17 protein-coding genes are annotated in these 23774 nt (G+C 45.9%); 7 read left to right on the top strand and 10 right to left on the bottom strand.

Translation table 11 applies throughout. From position 1 onward, the window contains the following. The first annotated feature begins 75 nt into the window (after positions 1 to 75). On the top strand, positions 76 to 723 hold the full coding sequence (locus tag OH458_RS11490) for an HAD-IA family hydrolase (RefSeq protein ID WP_269978442.1): 648 nt from the start codon (positions 76 to 78) through the stop codon (positions 721 to 723). Between the two features lie 463 nt (positions 724 to 1186). Here the strand turns inward: OH458_RS11490 and OH458_RS11485 are convergent, their stop codons facing one another. Beyond that, positions 1187 to 2623, bottom strand: a complete 1437-nt coding sequence (locus tag OH458_RS11485) for an aminotransferase-like domain-containing protein (RefSeq protein WP_269978441.1) — start codon at positions 2621 to 2623, stop codon at positions 1187 to 1189. 89 nt (positions 2624 to 2712) lie between these two features. Between OH458_RS11485 and OH458_RS11480 the strand changes: the two genes are divergently transcribed. Then, entirely contained in the window at positions 2713 to 3618 is a 906-nt protein-coding gene (locus OH458_RS11480) for a DMT family transporter (protein WP_269978440.1), read from the top strand. A 37-nt stretch (positions 3619 to 3655) separates the two neighbouring features. Here OH458_RS11480 and OH458_RS11475 read toward each other — a convergent pair whose 3' ends face one another. Both OH458_RS11475 and torT read right to left on the bottom strand, forming a co-directional pair. Beyond that, positions 3656 to 4111 carry a methylglyoxal synthase gene (locus OH458_RS11475; RefSeq protein WP_005471369.1) on the bottom strand — a complete coding sequence of 152 codons (456 nt, stop codon included), beginning with the start codon at positions 4109 to 4111 and terminating at the stop codon, positions 3656 to 3658. Positions 4112 to 4120: 9 nt separating this feature from the next. Beyond that, positions 4121 to 5131 carry a TMAO reductase system periplasmic protein TorT gene (gene torT / locus OH458_RS11470; protein ID WP_269978439.1) on the bottom strand — a complete coding sequence of 337 codons (1011 nt, stop codon included), beginning with the start codon at positions 5129 to 5131 and terminating at the stop codon, positions 4121 to 4123. A gap of 80 nt (positions 5132 to 5211) precedes the next feature. Between torT and torS the strand changes: the two genes are divergently transcribed. Together torS and OH458_RS11460 are read left to right on the top strand one after the other, a co-directional pair. Continuing rightward, positions 5212 to 8085 carry a TMAO reductase system sensor histidine kinase/response regulator TorS gene (gene torS / locus OH458_RS11465; RefSeq protein ID WP_269978438.1) on the top strand — a complete coding sequence of 958 codons (2874 nt, stop codon included), beginning with the start codon at positions 5212 to 5214 and terminating at the stop codon, positions 8083 to 8085. A gap of 9 nt (positions 8086 to 8094) precedes the next feature. Next, entirely contained in the window at positions 8095 to 8616 is a 522-nt protein-coding gene (locus tag OH458_RS11460; RefSeq protein WP_269978437.1) for a GNAT family N-acetyltransferase, read from the top strand. 3 nt (positions 8617 to 8619) lie between these two features. Here the strand turns inward: OH458_RS11460 and OH458_RS11455 are convergent, their stop codons facing one another. Both OH458_RS11455 and OH458_RS11450 read right to left on the bottom strand, forming a co-directional pair. Continuing rightward, positions 8620 to 9252 (bottom strand): lysoplasmalogenase, encoded by a 633-nt coding sequence (locus OH458_RS11455; protein ID WP_269978436.1) that lies wholly within the window; start codon positions 9250 to 9252, stop codon positions 8620 to 8622. 65 nt (positions 9253 to 9317) lie between these two features. Then, positions 9318 to 10466, bottom strand: a complete 1149-nt coding sequence (locus OH458_RS11450) for an iron-containing alcohol dehydrogenase (protein WP_269978435.1) — start codon at positions 10464 to 10466, stop codon at positions 9318 to 9320. A gap of 152 nt (positions 10467 to 10618) precedes the next feature. Here OH458_RS11450 and OH458_RS11445 point away from each other — a divergent pair, with 152 nt between their 5' ends. Together OH458_RS11445 and OH458_RS11440 are read left to right on the top strand one after the other, a co-directional pair. Then, on the top strand, positions 10619 to 11506 hold the full coding sequence (locus tag OH458_RS11445; protein ID WP_269978434.1) for an AraC family transcriptional regulator: 888 nt from the start codon (positions 10619 to 10621) through the stop codon (positions 11504 to 11506). A 402-nt stretch (positions 11507 to 11908) separates the two neighbouring features. After that, a complete protein-coding gene (locus tag OH458_RS11440) occupies positions 11909 to 15067 on the top strand; it encodes a chitinase C-terminal domain-containing protein (protein ID WP_269978433.1) in 3159 nt (1052 codons plus the stop codon). A gap of 59 nt (positions 15068 to 15126) precedes the next feature. On the opposite strand, the gene glgC is transcribed toward OH458_RS11440, so the two are convergent. The 5 genes from glgC to fruB all read right to left on the bottom strand — a co-directional run bounded on the left by glgC (position 15127) and on the right by fruB (position 22485). Beyond that, positions 15127 to 16353, bottom strand: a complete 1227-nt coding sequence (glgC, locus tag OH458_RS11435; RefSeq protein WP_269978432.1) for a glucose-1-phosphate adenylyltransferase — start codon at positions 16351 to 16353, stop codon at positions 15127 to 15129. A 140-nt stretch (positions 16354 to 16493) separates the two neighbouring features. Further along, entirely contained in the window at positions 16494 to 18395 is a 1902-nt protein-coding gene (locus OH458_RS11430) for a sensor domain-containing diguanylate cyclase (protein ID WP_269978431.1), read from the bottom strand. Positions 18396 to 18612: 217 nt separating this feature from the next. Beyond that, positions 18613 to 20346 (bottom strand): PTS fructose transporter subunit IIBC, encoded by a 1734-nt coding sequence (gene fruA, locus OH458_RS11425; protein ID WP_269978430.1) that lies wholly within the window; start codon positions 20344 to 20346, stop codon positions 18613 to 18615. Between the two features lie 19 nt (positions 20347 to 20365). Next, a complete protein-coding gene (pfkB, locus tag OH458_RS11420) occupies positions 20366 to 21340 on the bottom strand; it encodes a 1-phosphofructokinase (RefSeq protein ID WP_269978429.1) in 975 nt (324 codons plus the stop codon). 11 nt (positions 21341 to 21351) lie between these two features. After that, complete coding sequence (gene fruB / locus OH458_RS11415) at positions 21352 to 22485, bottom strand: fused PTS fructose transporter subunit IIA/HPr protein (protein ID WP_269978428.1); 1134 nt, start codon at positions 22483 to 22485, stop codon at positions 21352 to 21354. A 299-nt stretch (positions 22486 to 22784) separates the two neighbouring features. Between fruB and cra the strand changes: the two genes are divergently transcribed. Further along, positions 22785 to 23765, top strand: coding sequence for a catabolite repressor/activator (gene cra / locus OH458_RS11410; RefSeq protein ID WP_269978427.1), 981 nt, complete (start codon positions 22785 to 22787; stop codon positions 23763 to 23765). Positions 23766 to 23774: the final 9 nt, after the last annotated feature.

Genomic DNA, 23774 nt, shown 5'->3' with positions numbered 1-23774 from the left:
TTCTGTTAAGCCAATCATGCGAACTTACCTCTTCTCGCTTATTATTTCTCATGGCGAATTAAGAAGGTAATAATAATGACAAAACCTCAAATTAAATGTGTAATTTTCGATTGTGACGGCACGCTTGTCGATAGTGAGCGTTTGTGCTGTGAAGCGTTGTGCCAAGCGTTCAACCATTTTGGCGCAAAGCTATCGATGGAGGATGCCATCAGTCACTTTGAAGGGGGAAAGCTGGCCGACATTTTATCAATGACGAAACAACGTCTGGATGTAAAAGTGTCTATTGATAAGCTCGAGCCCGTCTATAGAGATTACTTAGATGGACTATTTGATGCGCAGTTACAACCAATGGAAGGTGTGTTTGACGTGCTCGACTACTTCGATACCAGAGGGATAGAGTATTGTGTTGCCTCAAATGGACCAAGAGTCAAAATCGAACGAGCACTTGAGCTGACGGGGTTGTTGCCTCAATTTAAGGGCAAAATATTCTCAGCGTTTGATACTAACAGTTGGAAACCCGAGCCTGATTTGGTGATGTACAGCGCGATGAACATGGGTTTTCGACTTGAAGAGTGTATGTATGTTGATGATACGCCAAAAGGCCTAGAAGCAGGAGTTAGAGCGGGCGTTAAAACGGTCCATTTAATTGGTATCAATGAACGCACTCATGAACTTAACATTGAAAAGATTCGCCATTTAAAAGAGTTAGAACAGTGTGTTTAAGATTAAAGGCCACAATTTACGTGGCCTTTAAACAAAAATTAGTGATAAGCGTGATGGGTGGCGAGTCGATTTAACCGTTGATGGATCAACAGCTGAACATGAGGTTGATGAACGATTATTTTATCGACGTCTTCGAAAAAAGATCCACATTCAGCACAGAGAAATTTGTTCGTATTAGATAGTAAATATTCATCACTGCCGCAAAGCGGGCAGCAAAGCGTCTCTTCATTATTAGGTTTGGTCATTGTGAGTTACTCCTGCAGCAAAAGAGCGAACTAAGGTTGCTAGTTATTCTTTCTATTATGGTTATCTAAACTACTAGTCTTAAAACTTACTAGCTATTCTATTTTAGTCTAACGTACCGTTTGGTATTTCTGACGGGTAGTGGTTTGTCCAAATAATGGGAAGCAATTCACTATTAAACGGTAAAATCCTATAAATCGAATCAATAGCAATTTCATTATTAAGCTTCAACGTGCTGTTCTACTAACTTGACCAACAATTCAACACCCTCTTTCCAGTTTCGATATAAACTAAGGTTGGCAACACTAATACGAAAGTAGTACTGGTATTGCCCCGAAGTACCAAATACTGAGCCAGGCAAAATACTCACTTTATTGGCTTTGCATTCTCGATATAAAGCAAAGCAATCAGTTTGCTCAGGAAGCTGAATCCATAAGAGAAATGAGCCAGAAACAGGAACGACTCGATAACGACCATTCAGTTTTGGATATTGACTCGCACTTTGATGGAACTGATTCAAAAACTGCTTAACATTGCTCTGATAAAGACGGGTCATCCTTGTAAGGTGCGCCTTGTACTTTCCCGAACTTAGAAACGTTCCGACGGCGGACTGCATCAAATTTAAGCTCCCCATGTTGTCGCAAAGCAGGAGTTTTTCGATCGTTTGTCGATACTGACCAGCGAGCATCCAACCAATTCTCAGTCGCGAATCCAGGTTTTTGGACAATGAATTCACGTAGATGACACGTTGCTCTGTGTCTAATGAGCGAATGCTGGGCAGCGGAGGTTGGTAGCTCAAACTGCCAAACACGTCATCTTCAATGATTGGAATCGTAGAAGGGGTCGTAAGTATGTCGCGTCGCGCATTGAGAGGCATTAAGGCGCCGGTGGGATTAGCAAAATTGGGTGTCACAATAATGGCTCGAATGTCCCAACGGGAAATGGCCTCTTTCAATGCGTTAATTTTAATGCCATCACGTGGGCAACTCGGAATCTCAACCGCTTGCAAGCCCAGAGACTCAAGGAGCAATAAAGTGCCGAAGTAGCAAGGAGATTCAACGGCGATGATATCTCCGGGTTGAGTCGTTGCTCGTAACGCTAAACTGATCGCTTGTTGTGCACCATGGGTGACTAGCAACTCGCTAATTGGCGCGGGTGTACCTAGTTCCTGAGTTAACTTGGCGAGTTGTTTTACGAGCAATGGTTCACCGGGAGGAAGCTGATAATGGCTGAGAATGTTTGCTTGTTGACGACTCTGTCTGCCAATTTCAGCATATAGAGACCGAATAGCGGGCGCATCAATACAGGGGTGAGCGGAGCCTGTTGGCAAGAGCTCCTTGTAATCAGGATACGATAGAATTTCTTTGCATACACCCAACAAATCGACCTCAGACGGCGCGACCGTTTCTATCTTCTCTTCTATTGTTGCGAGCACTCGGTAGCCCGACTTAGAGACAGCCTCAAGAACGCCAATCGCTTCGAGCTCTTGATAGGCACGTATCACAGTGTTTTTGCTCACAGACAGTCGTTCACTAAGTAGCCTGATAGAAGGAAGCTTGTCTCCACTTTGGAATACGCCTGATTCTATGGCATTTCGCAGATAGTCAATAACGCTCTGATATTTGCTTTGCTTCACTTTGTATAAATCTGTACCCATAAAACTCAACCAAACTGTCACTACTAAAAGAATGTGTACCCATTACATTAGCAACTTCAGTCAATAAAAAACAATGTTAGTGTGAGTTTATGTTTATCAGGATGGTTCCCTTTGTATTCGTTGTGTTGTGGGCTTCTGGATTTGTTGGCGCTCGGTTTGGGCTGCAATATGCAGAACCGGCGACGCTACTTACGATAAGAATGATCGCCAATGTGGCGCTATTTACCTTGATTGTTATTTTTCTCCGCCGTCGCGTGCCGACAGGGGCAGGTTTTTGGCATGCTTTTGTTGTTGGTTTACTGATCCACGGCTTCTACCTAGGAGGAAGTTATGTGGCTATAGGGCTCGGAATGCCTTCAGGTTTGTGTTCTTTGCTCGTGGGTACACAACCTATCGTGACGGCTGTATTGTTAGTTAGCTTTGCCAATCAACACTTTTCAAAAGCTCAGTGGTTTGGATTGGCGCTCGGATTTCTTGGAATTGCACTGGTCTTACTCGGCAAAATGGAGTGGCAATCTGATACAGATAAAGTTCTGGCGGTTGGGGTAAGTGTATTTGCTTTAATTGGTATTACACTGGGAACGCTATATCAGAAACGGTACTGTCATGACCTTGATATGGTGGGGAGTGCGTTGGTTCAGTACTTTGCCGCGTTGCTTCTATTTTTGCCTTATGCCCTGATGTTCGAAACCATGACGGTTCAATGGGAAGTTGAATTTGTGCTGACACTCGGATGGCTAGTTATAGTCTTGTCTTGTGCCGCCGTGTTGCTGCTCTTATATATGGTAAAACATGGCGCGGCGTCGAGTGTGGCATCTGTTTTCTATTTAGTGCCACCAGTGACCGCCATTCAAGCTTGGTTGATGTTTGGCGAGTCGTTGGATGCGATGGGGATACTTGGATTTGTACTTGCAGCATTCGCCGTCTATTTGGTTACTCAGCGCGGTCATAAACCTACCGAACAGCCAGTTCTAAGAGAGTGCGGCTCCAAATAGCGAAAGAAAAACGCCTGCTGTGAGCAGGCGTTTGGTACTAGGTGCGTTTCGCTAGATAGGCTTCGTAATCTGGCACTTCGATATCGACTTCTTTTTCCATCAGCTCAGAGGAAAACAAGAACTTCGCCGAAGCTCTGTTTGTCGCAACGGGGATGTTCCACACACTGGCGATGCGAAGTAGGGCTTTAACATCTGGATCATGAGGAACGGCGTTTAGTGGATCCCAGAAGAAAATCAACACGTCGATTTTCCCTTCGGAGATTAACGCACCGAGTTGTTGGTCGCCCCCCATAGGGCCGCTAATCATCGATTTAATAGCTAAGCCCGTTTCCTTGCTTAACATAGATCCAGTCGTGCCGGTCGCGTACAAAAAGTGGCGTTGTAACTTTTCTTTGTTTTCGTTAACCCAGCGCAATAGTTCTGGCTTGCAGTTATCATGGGCAACCAGAGCGACATGTTTGTGTGCAGGGATGGTACGAATTGTCTTTTCCATTCAGACTTCCTAATTGTTCTCGTTATAGACATAAAATGTAGGGCGATATTCAGAAGGTGACAGCGACTGTGCAATCACCTGGCGATTAAGTTTGTTTGGTGTTAATGCTTCAATGATTGGCGCTTCGTTGTGCTTGTATGGTTCGCCATTGAGATAAGCAATCGCCTGACGGACGGAAAGGCGTCCTTGCTCGACCATTTTATCGGTTGGAGCGAACTCGACGCGTGATCGCAGCAAACCACGGTAAACACCATGACTTAAATAAGTCGAGACCAAACCAATTTGATCCGATTTGTTTACGCTACGAAGTTCACTGATGGCAGCCTCGATCGCTACCGCACTGCCAACAATATAGTCCAGGTTTTCGTGCTCGATCGCTTGCTGCACTAGGTTACGCTGTAACTCTTTGTCGTTATCTGCCCATAGCGTATCCACGATCTGCAAGTCGCTGTCCTTAATCGCTGAGTGAAAACCTCTGATGACTGGCTTGGTCCCACCGCTAGATTTAGGTCCGGGAAGTAAAACGATGTTTGTTTCTCCTGAGCCCTTCGGGTGCTTTTGACTGAGGTATTCGCCCGTGTAAAACCCCATCCAATACCAATCAACACCGACCTCACCTTTTAGCACAGTACGATTAAAATCGTCGAGTACTAACTGGTTTACGGTAGCAAAAACCGGAATTGAGCCAGTGTATTGGCGCAAAGAGTCATAGTATAGGTCCGGCGCAACCGTTCCTAAAATAATGGCATCCGCATCCCAGCGTACGCACAGCTGCAAATGTTCTTTTTGCTTCTCCAAGTTCAAGTATCCGCCAGCTTCAAGGACACGCAAATCGACATTGTTGATTCGTGATTCATCGACCATCCCGTAATTAACAGACAACCAATAAGAATCTTTAAGGTGAGGGTAGATTGCGCAGATTTTTAGCTGATCTTCCGCTTGAGCGCCAACGCTAAATAAACCGCTGATCAACAGGCCGGTTGGTAAAAGGAGCTTAGTCACGGAGGAGATCAAAGACATAGTGCATTTCATTGGAAAATGGAGGTTAAACACTGCAGAATATAGCGCATTCTATCAGACTTAAAAAGTGAAGTATCTCGATGTTATTAGCAAAGGCCAGTATCGGACGTAAGCTGCTGTTTGCGTTTTTGGCTATGGCATTGCTGGTTCTGATATCAGCGTTGATCGGCGTGTTTGGCTTTAGCTCAGTCGCGAAAACAGAACGTAACGTCGTCAATACTGCCATTCCTTCAATGCTTGAAGCTCGGCAAGTTTCGGAGTTGAGCTCACGGATTATCTCTTCAGTGCAAGTGCTAGCCAATGCAAAGACAGAGCAGCAAAGGCAAGCATCGGGAAAAGAGCTGTTTTCGCAACTGGAAACGCTATTAAGCCACATCAAACAGCTCGGGTCTGACTCTTTTGATTCCAAATTACTCACCAAACTCGAAAGCGACGTTCAACATGTTATTGATACACTCGCGCAACTCGGCATTGTGGTGGAAAAGCGTCTGTTTATTGCAGACGATCTGCTCGTCCGAACGGAAGAGCTTCGCCAACTTGCATCAGAACTCGAACAACTGACTCGTACTCAAGTCGCGAATACGTCAACTATCGCAGTCGCCAACGTTACTCACATCTATGACCTATTAGAGCAGCAACAAATCGATACTGCGTATCAAGCGCTAGATACTCTAGTTGAAGTCGACTTGGATTTAGCGGAACGCCTGCATGAGCTTCATCTGTTGGCGTTTAAGATGCTGAATCATATTGAAGAAGTTCGCACCATTTCTGATTTAGCGCGTATTCACACGATCCGAGAAGAATTTACCAATAACTTACAGATCATGAAACGACGTGTCAGAGCGGTAGAGGACCCGACTCGTTCTATTCAAATGTCGGATCTACTGAGCAAATTAGATCAGCGTGAAGTTGTGTTTGATGTACTTCAGCAGCGCAACAGCAACGAAAAAGCCGCTCAACAGCTCATGCAAGATACTTTAAACCAGTTTTCTGAGCTTAACGCGACGGTAAGCCGTTTAGTTGATGAATCCAACGTCGCGACCACAAGAGCCGTCGATGAATTAAAAACCACTCTCGACTATGCACAACTTACACTGACCATTATTACTGTGTTGGGCATGCTGATTGTGGTGCTGATCGTCTGGAGAGTGGTGTATGTTCAGGTAGTCAAACGTTTAGCGGAATACTCATCGGCCCTCTCTTCTATCGCACAAGGGCAACTCAAAGTCGATGTTACGGTAAAGGGCAACGACGAGCTCGCTCATATGGGGCAAGCGATCATTACCGCTAGAAACACCGCTCAAGCGCTGAAAGTCGTTGCCGAGAGTGAAGTAAAAGCCAAGCGCGAGTTAGAAGAGCACAAAGAGCACCTCGAAGAACTGGTCACAGAGCGTACCCATCAGTTGCAAAAAGCTAATGCACGACTCAATGAAGAGGTGCTCAATCACGCTCAAGCACGACTTCAGGCAGAACAAGCAAGCAGAGCAAAATCGGCGTTTCTTGCGACCATGAGTCACGAAATTCGGACTCCGATGAATGGGGTACTTGGCACGGCACGGCTACTTAAAGACGAAGGGCTAAACAGCCAGCAAAGCCGTTATGTCGACGTCATCAACCGTAGCGGTTCCACTTTGTTAGCCATTTTGAATGATGTTCTCGACTACTCGAAAATCGAAGCGGGACATTTAGAAATTCGAACCAAGGACTTTAACCTCAAAGCGATGGTGGAAGACGTTGAACAACTGCTCAGTGGGCGAGCAGCAGAAAAACAACTCGAACTGAGCGCATTGATCGAATCTGACGTCACGACGTTTTGGAAAGGGGATGTGACTCGCATCAGTCAGGTACTCAATAATTTGGTCGGCAACGCCATTAAGTTCACAGATTCGGGTCATGTCGATATATACGTCGCCAATGATCCTGAGCGTGCAGGACACGTTTTGTTTGAAGTTTCAGATTCAGGGATTGGTATTTCCCCTCACGAGCAAAAGACCTTGTTTGATGCGTTTACGCAAGCTTCGGGTGGTTTGTCCTCAAAAGGGGGCACTGGGCTTGGTTTGGCCATCAGCAAAAAGATAGTCGAAGCGATGGGTGGAGAGTTGCAAGTCGATTCTGATTTGGGGAAAGGCAGCCGTTTTTGGTTTAGTATCCCTTTGGAAGTGGGCAACGAAGTCGAAGCCATTGATGCAACGACTCATTGCGACCTTATCGCTAAAGTGCTGCTCGTTGAAGATAATCCCGTGAACTGCCTGGTGGCGGAAGGCTTCTTGGCAAGCCTTGGTCATGAAGTTGAAACAGCAATTGATGGGAAATCGGCGAAACAGTGTTTCGAGCAGCAACCGTACGATATTGTCTTGCTCGATATTAATTTGCCTGATTGCAACGGTGTCGAGTTGATGAATGAGTTGCGAGTACTTGACGATACATCGACGCCAATGGTTGCAGTGTCAGCACACGTATTCAATGAGGAAGTAGAAAGCTATCTTGCTGCGGGGTTTGATGGTTATTTGCCAAAACCTCTCGATAAAGATGAGTTGTGTGCACTGATCCAGAATTGCCTTGAGGGTAAGTCGTTAATTCTTCCCCAAGACAAAAAAGACAAGGAGAAAAACGTGACAAGCACAACCATCATTGAACGTAAGGTGTTTGAGTCAGATTTAGCGGTTTTGGGTGAAACCAAGATGGCAGAGATTGTCGACCTTTTTGCCGTTGGTAGCGATGAGATTTTACAAGCTATTCGCACAGCAGCCGACCTTGACGATGAGTATCAGGTAAAACAATTGGCTCATAAGCTGAAGGGATCTGCGGGCAGTTTAGGACTCATTGCATTGTTTGAGATTTGCCAATCTATAGAGAAAGACAATCAACCACTAAATTGCTATCTTGAGAATCGCATCCGCTTGGAAGAGCTCACGCAGCAATCGCGACAGGCGTTAGAATCGCTAATTAACTAAGGAAACCTCATGCTACTCATTGAATCCTCTAATCTTATAATGCGCTCAATTCAGGAGTCAGATTGGAGTTTGTTTGAGCGCTTACACCAAGATGAAGAGGTGATTAAGTACGCATTTGATAAGCCGTCAAAAGAGGAAATCCGCGCGCGTTTTAACAGCCGACTCCCATTATGGCGTTGGGGTAGCCAGCATTGGCTTTGTTTGGTGATTAAAGACAAAGCATCGGGTAATACTGTTGGGGTAACTGGGCTATGTCACTCTGAAACCAAAACTGAATGCGTTGAAGTTGGATACCTGCTTCTGCCTGAGTTTCATGGGAAAGGAATGGGTACGGAATCTTTATTGGCTTTAGTGAAATACGCGAAACAGCATTTCCCAATAGAAACCTTCAATGCGATCGTGACAGATGGCAATATTGCTTCTTGCAAAGTACTTGAGAAAGTAGGCTTTCAACTTAAAGAACGGGAGCCAAATGCCTATACCATCGGCGGCATTAAATACGATGATCTTATTTATCGCTATGAGGTGTAGGGATTATCGATAGCTTTCTGCCAGAGCTGACAGCGTGAGTAATATCTGAGCCGTATAGTAGGTCACCATGATTACGTGACGAGAAAACGCCGAGCTGCTTCGAAATCTATCAACCGCCAGCACCACATCCGAGGTGATAAAGACTAGTGCGCCCATCGCGGCGTATCCTGCAAACGGGTTACGCACATCAATCCACACTTCAATGGCGCCCCAAGCCATCAAAAGAATGGCAACCGAATAGACAGCGACCGGCGCTCGCATCTTATCAAGAGTTGGTAATAACAGCAGGTAGATAATTAAACCAAGGCTAAACAGTATCGCTGGCACCCAATGTGTGAAATGCTCATCTGCTTGGCTAAAAAACGCGTAGCCATACACAAGGTGCGCGACAAAAAAGCTAATTAGGCCGGGCAAAAACTTGTCTTTAGGGTGCATTAGGAATAAATCGCCAATTGCGCTAACGAGCAGACCTAAGGCAATAAGAAATGAGTAATCTGAGTAGGAATCACTGCTTTGATAGGCTAGCGCTGACATTAAAACAACGGGTATTGCCTTTGAAACGTAAAATAGCCAACGATTTTTGTGCTCAATACTCCAAATATGTATCACACATAAACTGACAATCACAAACCACATAAGACCAACTCAAAAAAGAAAAGCAGCATATTGATGCTGCTTTTAGGGTAAGTGGAGTGACCGCTCTAAGCAATAGCTTGCTCTAAGATTTGTCGACTTTCTTCTAGGCCAATCTGCTGATGCTCGCCAAGTTTGGTCATGCCATGTTCAGATAATTGAGTAACAACAGCGTCAACGGCTTGAGCTTTGGTCGACTCATAATCACTAAACTGCGTATCCACGTTCATTGATGCGTAGAACTGCTCAATTGCGTCAATGGTTTTCTCGGCAAGATCTTCGCTGTGCTGCAAACCAAAGACATTGATTCCCATTTGCTCTAGTTTGGCGCGTTTTGCTTCAATTTGATGCCTCAGTAGAGAAGGTTGAACAATCGCCAATGAACGCGCATGGTCAACGCCCCACAGCGCTGTCATTTCGTGGCCGATCATGTGTGTCGCCCAATCTTGAGGTACACCAGAACCAATCAGGCCGTTTAGCGCTTGGTTCGCCGACCACATTAGATTTGCACGCCATTGGTCATTGTCACGCTGATCAAATGAATCGCCGAGTGACTTGAGCGTTTTCAATAATGTTTCTGCGTAGCCATCTTGAACCATCGCGCCATGTTGACTTGTCAGGTATTGCTCACAAACGTGGACCCACGCGTCGACAATGCCGTTTAAGAGCTGTTTTTCTGGCAGCGTTTTCATCACATCCGGATCCAACACCGCAAACTTTGGCTGTACAAACGGTGACAGGAAAGCAAGTTTTGTGTGTGTTTCCGCCTTGGTGATGACAGCGCCCATATTCGACTCAGAACCTGTCGCTGGCAACGTCAGGATAGCGCCCAATGGAACTGCACTCGATACTTGATATTGGCCAGTTAAGATATCCCAGCCGTCACCATCATAGTGAGACGCTGCCGCAACGTATTTAGAGCCATCAATAACGGAACCACCACCGACTGCAAGAATGAAATCAATACTCTTTTCTTTTACGATTGCGACCGCTTTATCTAGCGTTTCTTTCGTCGGGTTAGGTTCCACGCCCGAGAACTCATACCATTCGTAGTCAGCAAGTGTTTTCGTCACTTGGTCGTAAACGCCATTGCGTTTGATCGAACCACCGCCATAAATCACTAAAACTTTGGCGTCATTTGGAAGAGATTGGGTAATTGAAGAGATTTGACCTTGACCAAAAAAGATCTGTGTTGGATTCGCATAAGAAAATTGCATATCAGTGCCTCTTGTCTAGGAGTTATCTTTATTTGTTTTGACTGTCTATGCATATTAGTGTGAAAGTCGGCATTGCAATAGGTGAAATTCTCTAGATTTATTGCCTATTTCTATAAATCTGTTACCTTGGCGTTCTACACGAGGGCGGAATAATGAAATTAGCGACGTTGATGCAAACTTACGTTGACCTTCACGATTTGAACAATCTTGAGGGGATACATCACACTGACATTGGAGGCGTGTGGTTCTATCGTAGTAGTAAAGGCAACGCACGTCAGCCATTTGTCTATCAGTCTGGCGTAATCGTGCTAGGGCAAGGGCACAAGAATATCTACATTGGTAATCAGCCCGTTGCTTATGGTCCTGAAGATTATCTGGTTGTCGGCGTCCCCATGCCATTAGAGTGTGAAGCACTAGCGAAAGATGGAGAGCCACTTCTCGGACTTTCCATCGACATCGATTTGCAGATGCTGCACCGTCAAGTTGCACGGTTAGAGAAACTGGGATTTAGACCTTCGCAATCTCAACAAACCGATAACTTGGGTTTGAAGTCCGTGTCGATGGAAAAAGGTATGCTCGACACTTGTATTCGCGTCATGAGCGCACTTTGCGATCCGTATGAATCGAAAATACTCGGTGACTGCCTCAAAGAAGAGTTAGTTTATCGGGCGTTGCAAAGTGCAGAAGGGCATGTGCTGTTCAACTTGGCAGGCTACGACGGTCACTATGCCAGAGTGGCGAGGGCGTTAGAAAAAGTCCACGAGGAATACGCGGAAAACTTAACTGTGCAGTCGTTGGCAGAAGTGGCAAACATGAGCACCTCAGCTTTCCATCATGCTTTTAGGGAGGTCACGCTCGAGACACCCATTCAGTACATTAAAAAAGTACGCTTAAACAAAGCAAAAGAGTTGATTCAGCTAGAGGGAAAAAAGGTCAATGATGCGGCAAGGCTAGTGGGTTACAACAGCAGTTCCCAATTTTCACGTGAGTACAAACGCCACTTTAACCAAACACCAAAAGGTTTAAAACTCGCAAGTTAAAAGGGGAAAAATGTCTTTACATAATTACTGTTTTTATATGAATAAGAATTATTCATAATAGCTTGCAGTAAATCAAAAGGATTAACAGATCTCATTGATAATTACTACATCCCCCTATAGGAGATCTAGTCACTCTCCTCGATAAATAAGCCTCTTTGCGAGCCAGTTCAGAGGCTTATTTTTTTGTTTATAAAATAAATCAGAATTTGGTTGTTGATGCAAAATAAGTAACAAATCGTTGCAATAAATGTACATCCATTTGCGAGACAATTGGGAATATAACCTTTTTCTAGGTGTGATTTTCGCAGTGTTATCTATGGTTATTTTGGAAAGAGTTTTAAGTTTCTGCTCGATATGCAGAGAATTTAATACGTTGAAACAATAACTTAAGGATACAACTTTATGCACCTGTCAAAAGGAAATGCGAGTAGACGTGTGTTCACATTGAGCACGTTAAGCGCGTCTTGCCTGATTGCGTTCAATAGCTATGCGGCGGTGGATTGTAGTGCGCTACCCAACTGGGATAGCACTTCAGTTTATAATGGCGGCGACCAAGTACAACACGTAAACGAAGCGTACCAAGCGAACTATTGGACACAAGGCAATAACCCTTCTGAAACCGCAGGACCTTGGGGTTTCTGGAAATCATTAGGAAGTTGTGACGGCGGTGTAGTTGTCAATGAACCTCCTGTTGTTTCACTTACTGCACCATTAGCGACAGACTCCATTTCAGAAGGCGCCGTGATCGCACTGGCTGCATCTGCAAGTGATAGTGATGGTTCTGTTGCTCGTGTTGAGTTTCAAGTCGATGGCGTTGTCGTAGGTAATGCAACTGGTGCACCATACACCGTTGATTGGACGGCAACGGCAGGCAACCATAGCGTAAGCGCTACCGCTTTTGATGATCAAGGTGAAGCAAGCGTTGTAAGCACAACAGCAATTACTGTAGATGCTTCGCAGCCTGGTAACCTTTCCCCAACCGTTGATGTGACACTTTCATCCGCTAGCGTAGAAGTTGGTAGTGTGGTCACTCTGACAGCGAACGCAGCAGATAGCGATGGCTCAGTGGATAAAGTAGATTTCTACGTTGCAGGTCAATTAGTTGGCACAACGGTAACACCGCCTTATACGCTAGACTACGCGACAACGGCTGCGGGTACTCTATCCGTTTATGCAAAAGCGACGGATAACCTTGGCAAATCAACAAACTCGACCGCTGTTGCCCTCAAAGTAACTGGTTTACCTACGGCTGCAAATTGTCGTCCCGACGGCTTGTATCAAACTGAAGGCGTTAACGTCCCTTACTGTACGATCTACGATGAAGAAGGACGCGAGCAAATGGGCGCTGATCACCCTCGCCGGGTAATTGGTTACTTCACGAGCTGGCGTGCGGGCGATGACCCTCAAGCGGCCTACCTAGTTAAAGATATTCCTTGGGAGCAGTTGACTCATATTAACTACGCCTTCGTTGGTATTGGGCCAGATGGCAAAGTTAACTTAGGTGATGTGAACGATCCGAACAACGCCGCAACGGGCAAAGAGTGGGCAGGGGTAGATATTGACCCAACATTAGGCTTTAAAGGCCACTTCGGTGCACTTGCGACTTACAAAGAGCGCTATGGCGTTAAGACACTCATTTCAATCGGGGGATGGGCTGAAACAGGTGGGCACTTTGGTGCAGATGGTAACCGCGTAGCTGATGGCGGATTCTACACCATGACAACCAACGCTGATGGCTCGATCAACCATGCAGGGATTGAAAAGTTTGCAGCGTCTGCAGTCGAAATGATGCGTACTTACAAGTTTGACGGTTTGGATATTGACTACGAATACCCAACTTCAATGGCTGGCGCGGGCAACCCTTACGACAAAGCATTTATGGAACCTCGTCGTCCATATTTGTGGGCATCTTATCAGGAACTGATGAAAGTACTTCGTGAGAAGTTGGATGCTGCATCGGCTCAAGACGGCGTTCACTACATGCTAACAATCGCTGCACCTTCTTCTGGTTACCTTCTACGCGGAATGGAAACGTTTGATGTAACCAAATACTTGGATTACGTCAACATCATGTCTTATGACCTGCACGGTGCGTGGAATGATCACGTAGGCCACAACGCCGCGTTGTTCGATACAGGGGAAGACTCTGAGTTGGCGCAGTGGAATGTATACAATACTGCTGCATACGGAGGTATAGGTTATCTAAACACTGACTGGGCTTACCACTACTTTAGAGGCTCTATGCCTGCTGGGCGTATCAACATTGGTGTCCCATATTATACTCGTGGCTGGCAAGGTGTAACTGGCGGAACCAACGGTTTGTGGGGCAGAGCAGCGCTACCGAATCAATCTCAATGTCCTGAAGGTACAGGTGAAGGAGAGAAGAACAACTGTGGCAACGGCGCAATTGGTATCGATAACATGTGGCACGACACTGACCCTAAAGGAAATGAAATGGGGGCAGGTTCAGGTCCAATGTGGCATGCGAAAAACCTAGAGCATGGCATTTGGGGTACATACACAGATGCTTACAAACTGGATCCGGTCAATGATCCTAGCGATCGCTTAGTTGGCACATATGTACGTAACTACGACAGTGTTGCTGTCGCTCCTTGGCTTTGGAATGCTGAGAAGTCTGTGTTCCTCTCTACGGAAGACGAAGCATCAGTTAACGTAAAAGCAGACTATGTCATTGACAAAGAAATCGGCGGCATCATGTTCTGGGAGCTGGCAGGTGACTATAACTGTTACGTGTTAGATGCTAACGGGCAACGCACGTCAGTCGATGTTACAGAACAGGCTTGTACGACCGGTAATGGTGAATACCATATGGGTAACACCATGACAAAGGCCATCTACGACAAGTTTAAGTCAGCGACTCCATATGGTAACAAGATTGCGACGGGCGCAGTTCCGACCGAAGCAGTTGATATTTCAGTATCAGTTGGTGGCTTTAAAGTCGGAGATCAAAACTATCCGATTAACCCGAAAGTGACGTTTACTAACAACACAGGGCAAGCGATTCCTGGTGGTACTGAATTCCAGTTTGATATTCCAGTATCTGCACCAGACAATGCTAAAGATCAGTCTGGCGGTGGCTTAACGGTTATTGCATCAGGTCATACACGCGCAAACAATATTGGTGGCCTTGATGGAACAATGCACAGAGTCGCGTTTAGCTTACCTTCGTGGAAAGAGCTACCTGCGGGCGGCACTTATGAGCTCGATATGGTTTACTACTTACCAATTTCAGGTCCTGCAAACTATACCGTCAATATTAACGGTGTAGATTACGCCTTTAAGTTCGAGCAACCAGATCTTCCACTAGCTGACTTAGGCTCAGGGAGCGGCGGTAACACAGGTGGCGATACTGGGGGTGATACTGGCGGCAACACTGGCTCGGGCACAGTGACAGCATGGGAACCAGGTACAACCAAAGCGGTTAACGGCGAAACCTACAGCTATAACGGTAAGTGCTTTGTAGCCAAAAACAGCCCAGGAAGCTGGGAGTCTCCAACTCAATCAAATTGGTTTTGGGACGAGGTTCCGTGTCCACAATAACCAACATTAATCAAACGAAAGCCTTGGCGTAAACCAAGGCTTTTTTCGTTTTCGTTGTCCTAGAATTGATAGCTTTCTGGCACAACAACTACGCCAGATTCAGAAACATGAAAACGCTTCGCGTCCTCGACTTGATTGAGTCCAATTTCAGTATTGGGCGGAATCTTTACGTGTTTATCGATGATGCAGTTGACGAGTTTACATCCTTCACCGACCTCCACATCATCAAACAAAATGCTGTCTACAATGGTCGCACTATCGTGGATCTTCACATTGGAGGAGATAACGCTATGTTGTACCGAGCCGCCGGAGTTAACAACGCCGTTCGCGATCATTGAATTGATGAAAATCCCTTCATTTCCCGTAGCCGAAGAGACAGTGCGAGCTGGTGGAAATTGAGGTTCATAAGTGCGAATGCCCCAATTCGATTGATAAAGGTTCATCGGTGGAATCGGCTCTAATAGATCCATATTCGCTTGATAAAAAGAGTCGATTGTTCCCACATCGCGCCAATAACAGTCTTTTGCAACACGCCCTCTGTCTTGGCAGAAGTTATAACCGTAAACGCACTGTTTATCGATAAGTGTTGGAATGATGTCTTTACCAAAGTCGTGTGATGAGGCTTCATTCTGAGCATCTTCTAATAGCGCTTCTTGCAGCGTCTCGCGCTCAAAAATATAGATGCCCATCGAAACTAGGCTACGACTGTCGTTGGTCGGCATCGAAGGCGGATCAATGGGCTTTTCAATAAATGAGTCGACTTGATGGTTTGAATCACACGACAGAACGCCAAACGCAGACGCTTCTTCTCTGGGCACATCCATACACGCAATAGTCAGTTTTGCTTCGTTGACAATGTGATCTTTGAGCATCTCTGCATAATCCATGCGATAAATATGGTCGCCCGATAACACAATCACATGCTTGGCGTCGCTGCGCTCTAACAGCCATAAATTGTGATAGATGGCGTCAGCTGTTCCTTCATACCATTTGCCGCCACCACGCATTTGCGGAGGGACGACAGTGACAAATTCCCCTAACTCAGGATTGAAAATAGACCAACCGTCACGGAGGTGTTTTTGTAGTGAATGCGATTTGTACTGGGTGAGGACAAGTATCTGACGAAGCCCAGAGTGCAGACAATTGGTTAATGTAAAGTCGATGATTCGATACTTACCGCCAAACGGTACCGCAGGTTTCGCACGATGATCGGTGAGAGGGCTAAGTCTTGAGCCCATTCCACCGGCTAAGATAATTGTGAGCGTGTCTTGCATTCTGTTCTCCATAACGGTGCAAAGTGATCCATATGGATATGAGTACAAGAAACACGCCAAATTTTAAGCTGATGATTTAAATGAGATAAGTACTAAAGCAACGACAAGGCTGAGTTAAATTGGTGCAGGCATTATTCTGATGTGCACCAAAATTAAGCAATGGAGTCGGACTCGACCACTGACAAAATGTTAACTTGATTGCGCCCAAGCGTTTTAGATTCGTAGAGAGCAATATCGGCTCGTTTGTAACTGTTGCCTGCCGTCGGACCAATTTCTGTAATACCGCCGCTGATTGTGATGTTGAGAGATGTTTCAATGTGAATCGCAGTTCGAACGCGGTTAATCACGATTTCTGCTTCATTGAGTGGAGTATGAGGCATGATAATCGCAAATTCTTCACCGCCGATTCGAGCAACGACATCTGTCTCTCGCAGATGGTTAGTTAAGATACGCGCAACTTCTTTGATGGTCACATCGCCTTTGTCATGCCCGTATGTGTCGTTGATGCGTTTAAAGTGGTCAATATCGAGCAGAGCCAGTGTCGCCGTTTCGCTGTTTGGATAACGTTTAGTTTTTAATGACAGCGATGACATCTCAGCATCAAACTTACGACGATTCCACAGCCCCGTCAGCGGGTCTCGCTCACTGAGTTCTCTTAATCGGTTTTCCAGTTCTTTACGGTGGGTAATATCAATAAATGACGCCACGTAAAACTGAATCACATTGTGTTTATCTTTGACCGTTTGAATGCGTAAAATTTCCGTGATTTTTGAACCATCACGACGCTTATTGACCACTTCACCTTCCCAGATTCCATGGAGCTCAAGCTCTTTCCACATCTCCATATAAAATTCTTGATTGTGTTTGCCTGAAGCAAATGTCGAGGGCTGTTTGCCGATAACGTCTTCTAGTTCATAACCACTGACTCGGGTAAATTCTTCATTAACTTGGATAATGCGGTTGTTGTGGTCGGTTATGACCATCGCCGACATACCATTCATTGCAGCTCGGGCAATTTTACTCGCCATGCTGTTTTTCTCATGGTTGTAATTCCAAGTGACGAAACCAAGGGTTATCAAGAAAATAATGACAAAAAGGAAAGTTGCTTGAATTGCTAAGTTGATCTCCGCATTTCTGGAGATATCTGACATGGCATTGGCATCCGAACGAATAACAAAGATCACCTTGTTTACGGTGTTGCCATGAGAGAGTTCCGTTTTTGAGTATGAAATCCAAGTATCGCCCTCTCTATCAGTGCCAGAATTCGTGGTTTTTATTTTGGACCAGATAGTAGGGTATTGGTTGGCCAGATTCGATTCTCGATGCTCTTTAATCACGTTACCAAAGATAGGGTCGCCAGTGTTGGTCAGTAAATAGAAACCATCTTGATCAAGAATGCTTGGTAAGTTGGCACTGTTTCTTTTGTAGGACAGTGCTTTATAAATGCGCGGCAAATCCAAATTGGCAATGAAATACCCCTGAACGGCGCCATTCAGCGCGACAGGAATGATGATCCGATATGCGGGTTTCAGAGGCATTACGTATTCGCCATGCTCCTGCTGTAAATCGATGCCATAAACGCCCAGCTCACCGGGACGCAGCGTTTGAGCATAATGAAAGTAATCGCGATCGCCTTTGTATTGGAGATGCTCTTCATTAACGATTTCAGACACTCGCTCACTGCTGTTTATCCTTATCAGCTCTTGGCCTTGGGTGTCGAGGAAACGTAGTTGCGCATATACGCCCTGAGTTTGAGTGACTAACAGCCAAAACTCTTTAAGAGCATTGAGGTTAGACTCCGTTGGTGAAACGATCGCTTGATTGAATAGACCATTTGAAGCAAGTGAACGCAAAGACGTATTTATCTTGGTTAAAGTCACTTGCAACTCAGCTTTCGAGTATTCGAGTTTATTTCGATTACTCTGCTCAACGGCGACTGCTGCGGTATCATGGATTTTTTGACTTTCGCTGTAGAAATAGAGCGAGGGGACGATGGCAAGTGCGCAAAAAGTAACGAAAAACTGAAGTACTAACTTATAGCGAGAAGATAACATTGCCGATTATATAGTCCGAAAGTTGTATAAGGAATGAATAATATACGATTCATCAATCAATTACTGTGAGCATCCGTGCATAATAGGACACACTGCCTGCCAGCTTAGAGGGAGTATAGCGTGAGTAAGCAAAACGTACACGCAACCCCAACCAAACAAACGAAAAAAGCACCTCGATTGAGGTGCTTGTAATGTTCAGGAGCATGTTCGTTGGGGGTTACGCCTGAGCTTGAACCTGTTTCGTTTGTTCACGAGACTTTAAGAACGCATAACCAAAGCCAGTTACTGCAGTACCCGCAGCAATCGCGACCAAATACATCAACACAGGTGTAATTGCGTTTGGAATCAAGAGAACAAATAGACCGCCGTGTGGTGCCATTAGCTTCGCACCAAACAGCATTGATAGGGCACCAGTTAGGGCTCCGCCTGCCATACATGCTGGAATAACTCGCATTGGGTCTTTTGCAGCAAATGGGATGGCACCTTCAGAGATGAAACACAAGCCAAGTACAAATGACGCTTTGCCCGCTTCTCGTTCACTCTGCTCAAATTTATTTTTGGCGATAAAGGTAGCAAGCCCCATACCAAGCGCCGGGACCATACCCGCTGCCATAATTGCTGCCATAGGCGCGTATGTTTGAGAAGCCAGCAAACCAACACCAAATGCGTAGGCCGCTTTGTTCACTGGACCACCTAAGTCAAAACACATCATTGCGCCAAGGATAATGCCAAGTAGAACGGCGCTGTCTGACCCCATGTTGTTTAAGAAGTCAGTTAAGCCATTCATAATGCCTGACACCGGACCACCAACTATGTAGATCATGACTAAGCCAGTAAACAAAGTCGCGACAAACGGAATGATCAAAATGGGTTTAAGTGCTTCCATAGATTGTGGCAACGACACTTTATCGGCAAGAAACTTCGCAGCATAACCCGCGATAAAACCGGCGGCGATACCACCAAGGAAGCCCGCACCGGTAGAGCTAGCAAGCATGCCTCCCACTAGACCAGGCGCTAGGCCAGGGCGGTCTGCGATAGAGAACGCGATAAAGCCTGCTAGGACAGGAATCATCAACGCAAATGCAGAGCCACCACCGATAGTCATCAGTGCAGCAGCCAGTGTGCCTTCTTCTTTAAACGCTTCAATACCGAAAACAAAGGAGAGAGCGATGATCAAACCGCCAGCAACAACCACTGGTAGCATGTGTGAAACACCAGTCATTAGATGTTTGTAGGCGCCTTTCTTTTCATCACTAGGGGTAGCATTGGAATTGCCAGAGTTCTGATAAACAGTGGCAAGTTCAAAAGCTTTGTCCATTTCTTCTGCTGTCTTCTTAAGTGCTGGCCCCGTTTTGGTGCGGTACATCGGCTTGCCATTGAAGCGATCCAATGGCACTTCAATATCGGCAGCAATGATGACTAAATCCGCTTCTGCGATCTCTTGATCTGTCAGCTGGTTTTTTGCGCCTACGGAACCACGTGTTTCAACCTTAATTTGGTGTCCACGACGTTTACCTTCCTCTTCTAAAGCTTCGGCCGCCATAAAGGTGTGAGCTACACCTGTTGGGCAAGCAGTAATAGCAACAATCTTTTTCACGCTGCTTTCACTGGCCACTGGGTTTGTCACTTTAGTCGCGTATTCGAGCGTACGAGCTTGTTGGGCCGCTGATTGAAGAAAATCTGCTGGATTCTTAGCAACACTCGCAATATCTCCCTGATACACTTTTTTACCAACAAAGCGTTCTGTGTTTACAGGAGTGCTTGCCGCAATGATGACCGCATCAGCATGTTCTATCTGTTCTGCGGTTAGTAAAGTTGGCTCTATAACACTGGATTGACACTCGATGTTTGCGGTCCATCCTAGCTGTTGTGCAGCTTGTTCAAGTAGGCCAGCAGCTAGGATGCTATTGGCAACCCCGCTAGGGCAAGCCGTAATAATTGCAATGTTCATAACAATAACCTTCTGTTCCTTAGTTTTTGTCTAAGCGTGTAATAGGGTGAAGCTCCGCTACCTGGGTGCGTTGCTTGAGGTTTTCCAGTTCTGCTTGACTGGTTAATCCAACGCCAACTTGACTGACAGCCATAGCTGACAGGGCAGTAGCGAAGCGTAGTAATTCCGTTTTTGGCATCTTTTGCATGTGGCCCCAACAAAGACCTGCGACTAATGTATCTCCCGCACCCACAGTACTGACGACACGCATAAGTGGTGGCTCTGCATGTAGCCAATCGCCTTGGTTGAGCCACATCACGCCTTTAGCGCCCATGGAAACCACAATGTTTTCAATGCCCTTATTGCTTAGGCTTTCCGCCGCGGCTTGGCATTCGCTTGGCGAGGTTAGGTGGGTTTGAGTCAGCTCACTTAACTCTTCGTCGTTTGGCTTAATCAGCCACGGTGCCGAGTTGATTCCGGCACGCAATGCCGACTTACTGCTATCGAATAAGACTTTTTTGCCTTGATTTCGCAATTGTTCAATCCAACTCGCGCATTGCTCCTCTGATACGCCGCGAGGTAAGCTACCTGCAAGCACGAAATAGTCGTGTGTTTTTGCTAAGCGAAATAGGGTGGCTTCGAACTGGGAGATTTCTTCAACGGTTACTGCAACACCAGGGAAATTGATGTCACTGACTCGTCCGCTTGATTCAACCAGCTTAACGTTGATACGCGTTGCGCCTTCAACCTCAATGAACTCATCACACACATTGAGGTTGGCAAACAGTTGGTGGAACAGTTCAGGGTTTTCTTTGCCTAAAAATCCGGTCACTGTAACCTCAGCGCCTAAATCACAAAGGACTTTGGCAACGTTCACGCCTTTGCCTGCAGCATGAAAACTGCTCTTATCAACAAGACTCACTGCACCTATGTTAAGCGTGTCCAAAGAACCCGTAAGATCAAGGGCAGGGTTGAGCGTTATCGTCACGACTTTGTTTGTTTTCAATTCGGTCATTTTGCTGCCCCTTAACCTTCACCAAGGCCAGAAGCAATGGCTTTGCCAATCGACTCTAGGGCGAGTGACGCATCTGGGCCTTCTGCAGAAAATTGCAACTGATGACCATGCTTAACGCCAAGGGCGATGACCTTCATGAGACTCTTGGCGTTCACCTCTTTGCTGTCACCATCAAGGTTAGAAACGCGAATGTTGGACTCAAACTTTTTCGCTTCAGCAACCAGCATGGCGCCTGGGCGAGCATGCAAACCATGCGCATTCTTAATTTTGAACACCGCGCTATGGCCGCTGCTCTCAGGTTTAGGCAGACTATCTTCCCCAGTCAATAGGGCTAGGATCTGCTCGGTAGTTGCATTAAGTAGCGTCTGTTGTTCATTATTGAACACGAGACCGCTTAACGTATTCAGAATGGGTTGATGTGCGTTATTGCAAGCCGCAAAAGCAATCAATGCACGAACGTCTTGACCTTCATATTGGCAAGCATTTGCGGTGGAGACCATCGAAACAGCAGTTCGAGAAACGTGCTTGTTGCTGCCGACTAGCCATAAACCTTTACCAAGGTGGGTTGGGGATTTTGTGACCAGATCAGCGACAAATTCAGGACCTGCGCTTCCGGTATTTTTAATCAAACCACCCGCGACAGCGCTCATTTGCACCATATCGCTTGCAGGGAAGTTTAGTTGGATAAGTGAGGCATCAAAATCGGCGCTAAGTTGTACATCTCCGTTAAGCAGGGCGATAATTTCTTGTTGATTTTTAGCGTCACGCAAGCGCTGCTCAACACCATCTGCGCCCAAAACTTTAGTCAGTTGCTTTAAAATACCTAAGTGTTCATCTGACTTTGCTGCAATACCAATCGCAACGAAAACTGTATTTCCATCTCCCCAGTCGACACCTTGGGGAAAGTGGTGAACGGCGACTCCGGTCGTTTTGACCATATCCCGCGTCGTCGTTGTTCCGTGGGGAATCGCAATACCATTGCCTAGAAAGGTTGAGTTTTGCTCTTCTCGTGCCAGCATCCCATCAACATAACCTTGCTCAACCAAACCCGACGAAGTGAGGCTTTGAGCGATGTTTCTAATAGCATCCAATTTGTTGGATGCGTGTTGCGCTAATGAAATGTTGTTTGTATCCAGCTTAAGCATGGGGCTTCTCCAGCTTTACATTGGCTAACTTGTTTGAGTCAACAAGCACCGGTTATACATAGTGCTGATATCAACTGAATCGATTCAGCAAAAATCTAAATTTAAAAGAATTCAGGAGAATTAGTTATTCGAGCAATACTCGAGGGAAGCAATTCATAACAAACAGTGATGTTCATCAATTTTCTAATTCTGCTGAATCCTTTCAGCTTTTATACTGAATCGGTTCAGCATATACTTCAACCTAACTCTGGATCTTTGATGTATTATTATGATCCCGCGCACAGAACAAGGTTGAGTATATGACACTGGATGAAGTCGCCAAATTAGCAGGCGTTTCCAAGACCACGGCAAGTTACGTTATTAACGGGAAGGCACAAAAATATCGCATTAGCGAAAAAACACAGCGCAAAGTAATGGATGTCGTAAATGAGCATAACTACCGTCCTGATCTTGCAGCATCGACACTCAGAGCGGGGCACAGCCGTTCTTTTGGCTTGATCATCCCAGACCTTGAAAACACCAGTTACGCCCGCCTTGCCAAGCTGCTCGAACAAAATTCTCGATCGGCAGGCTACCAAATTCTTATTGGCTGTTCGGACGATGACGCGGCGACGGAAAAAAATGTTGTCCAAGCGCTGGTAAGCCGCAAAGTGGATGCGTTGTTTGTGGCGAGTGTTATTCCAGAAGCGAGTGAGTTCTACCTTGAACTTCAGAACAAAGGCACACCAGTGATAGCGCTTGACCGCCCATTAGATGACGAACACTTTTCTTGTGTGATCAGTGAAGATTTTGGTGCGTCCTTTGAACTCACTCAGTCCGTTCTTAGTGACGGTGTAACACAAGTGGGTTTAATAGGTGCTCTACCTGAGCTAAACGTATCGCGAGAGCGCGAACTGGGATTTTTATCGGCAGCAAAACAACAGGGTATTAGCACTACGGTTGGCTATGGAGAGCACTTCAATCGTGACAGCGGTAAACGCGTCCTTGAACAATGGATAGCTAATGATGATCTGCCAGATGCGTTGATTACAACGTCATACACGCTTTTAGAAGGCGTACTTGATGTCCTATTAGAATGCCCAGAGCTGGTTGGAAAACTAAAAATTGCCACATTTGGTGACAACCGGCTGCTTGATTTCCTACCTGTGAAAATCAACTCGTTGCCGCAACAGTTTGAGTTAATCGCGGACAGCGCAATGGCATTGGCCGTGAATGCGGCATCAAAACGCTACCAATCAGGAATTGAGTTGATACCGAGAAAGATTGTTGTCAGAGGATAATAGTAAAAC

Source organism: Vibrio sp. MarTm2 (assembly GCF_027587055.1).
GTDB lineage: Bacteria > Pseudomonadota > Gammaproteobacteria > Enterobacterales > Vibrionaceae > Vibrio > Vibrio sinaloensis_D.
This window is presented reverse-complemented; position numbering and strand designations above follow the sequence as displayed.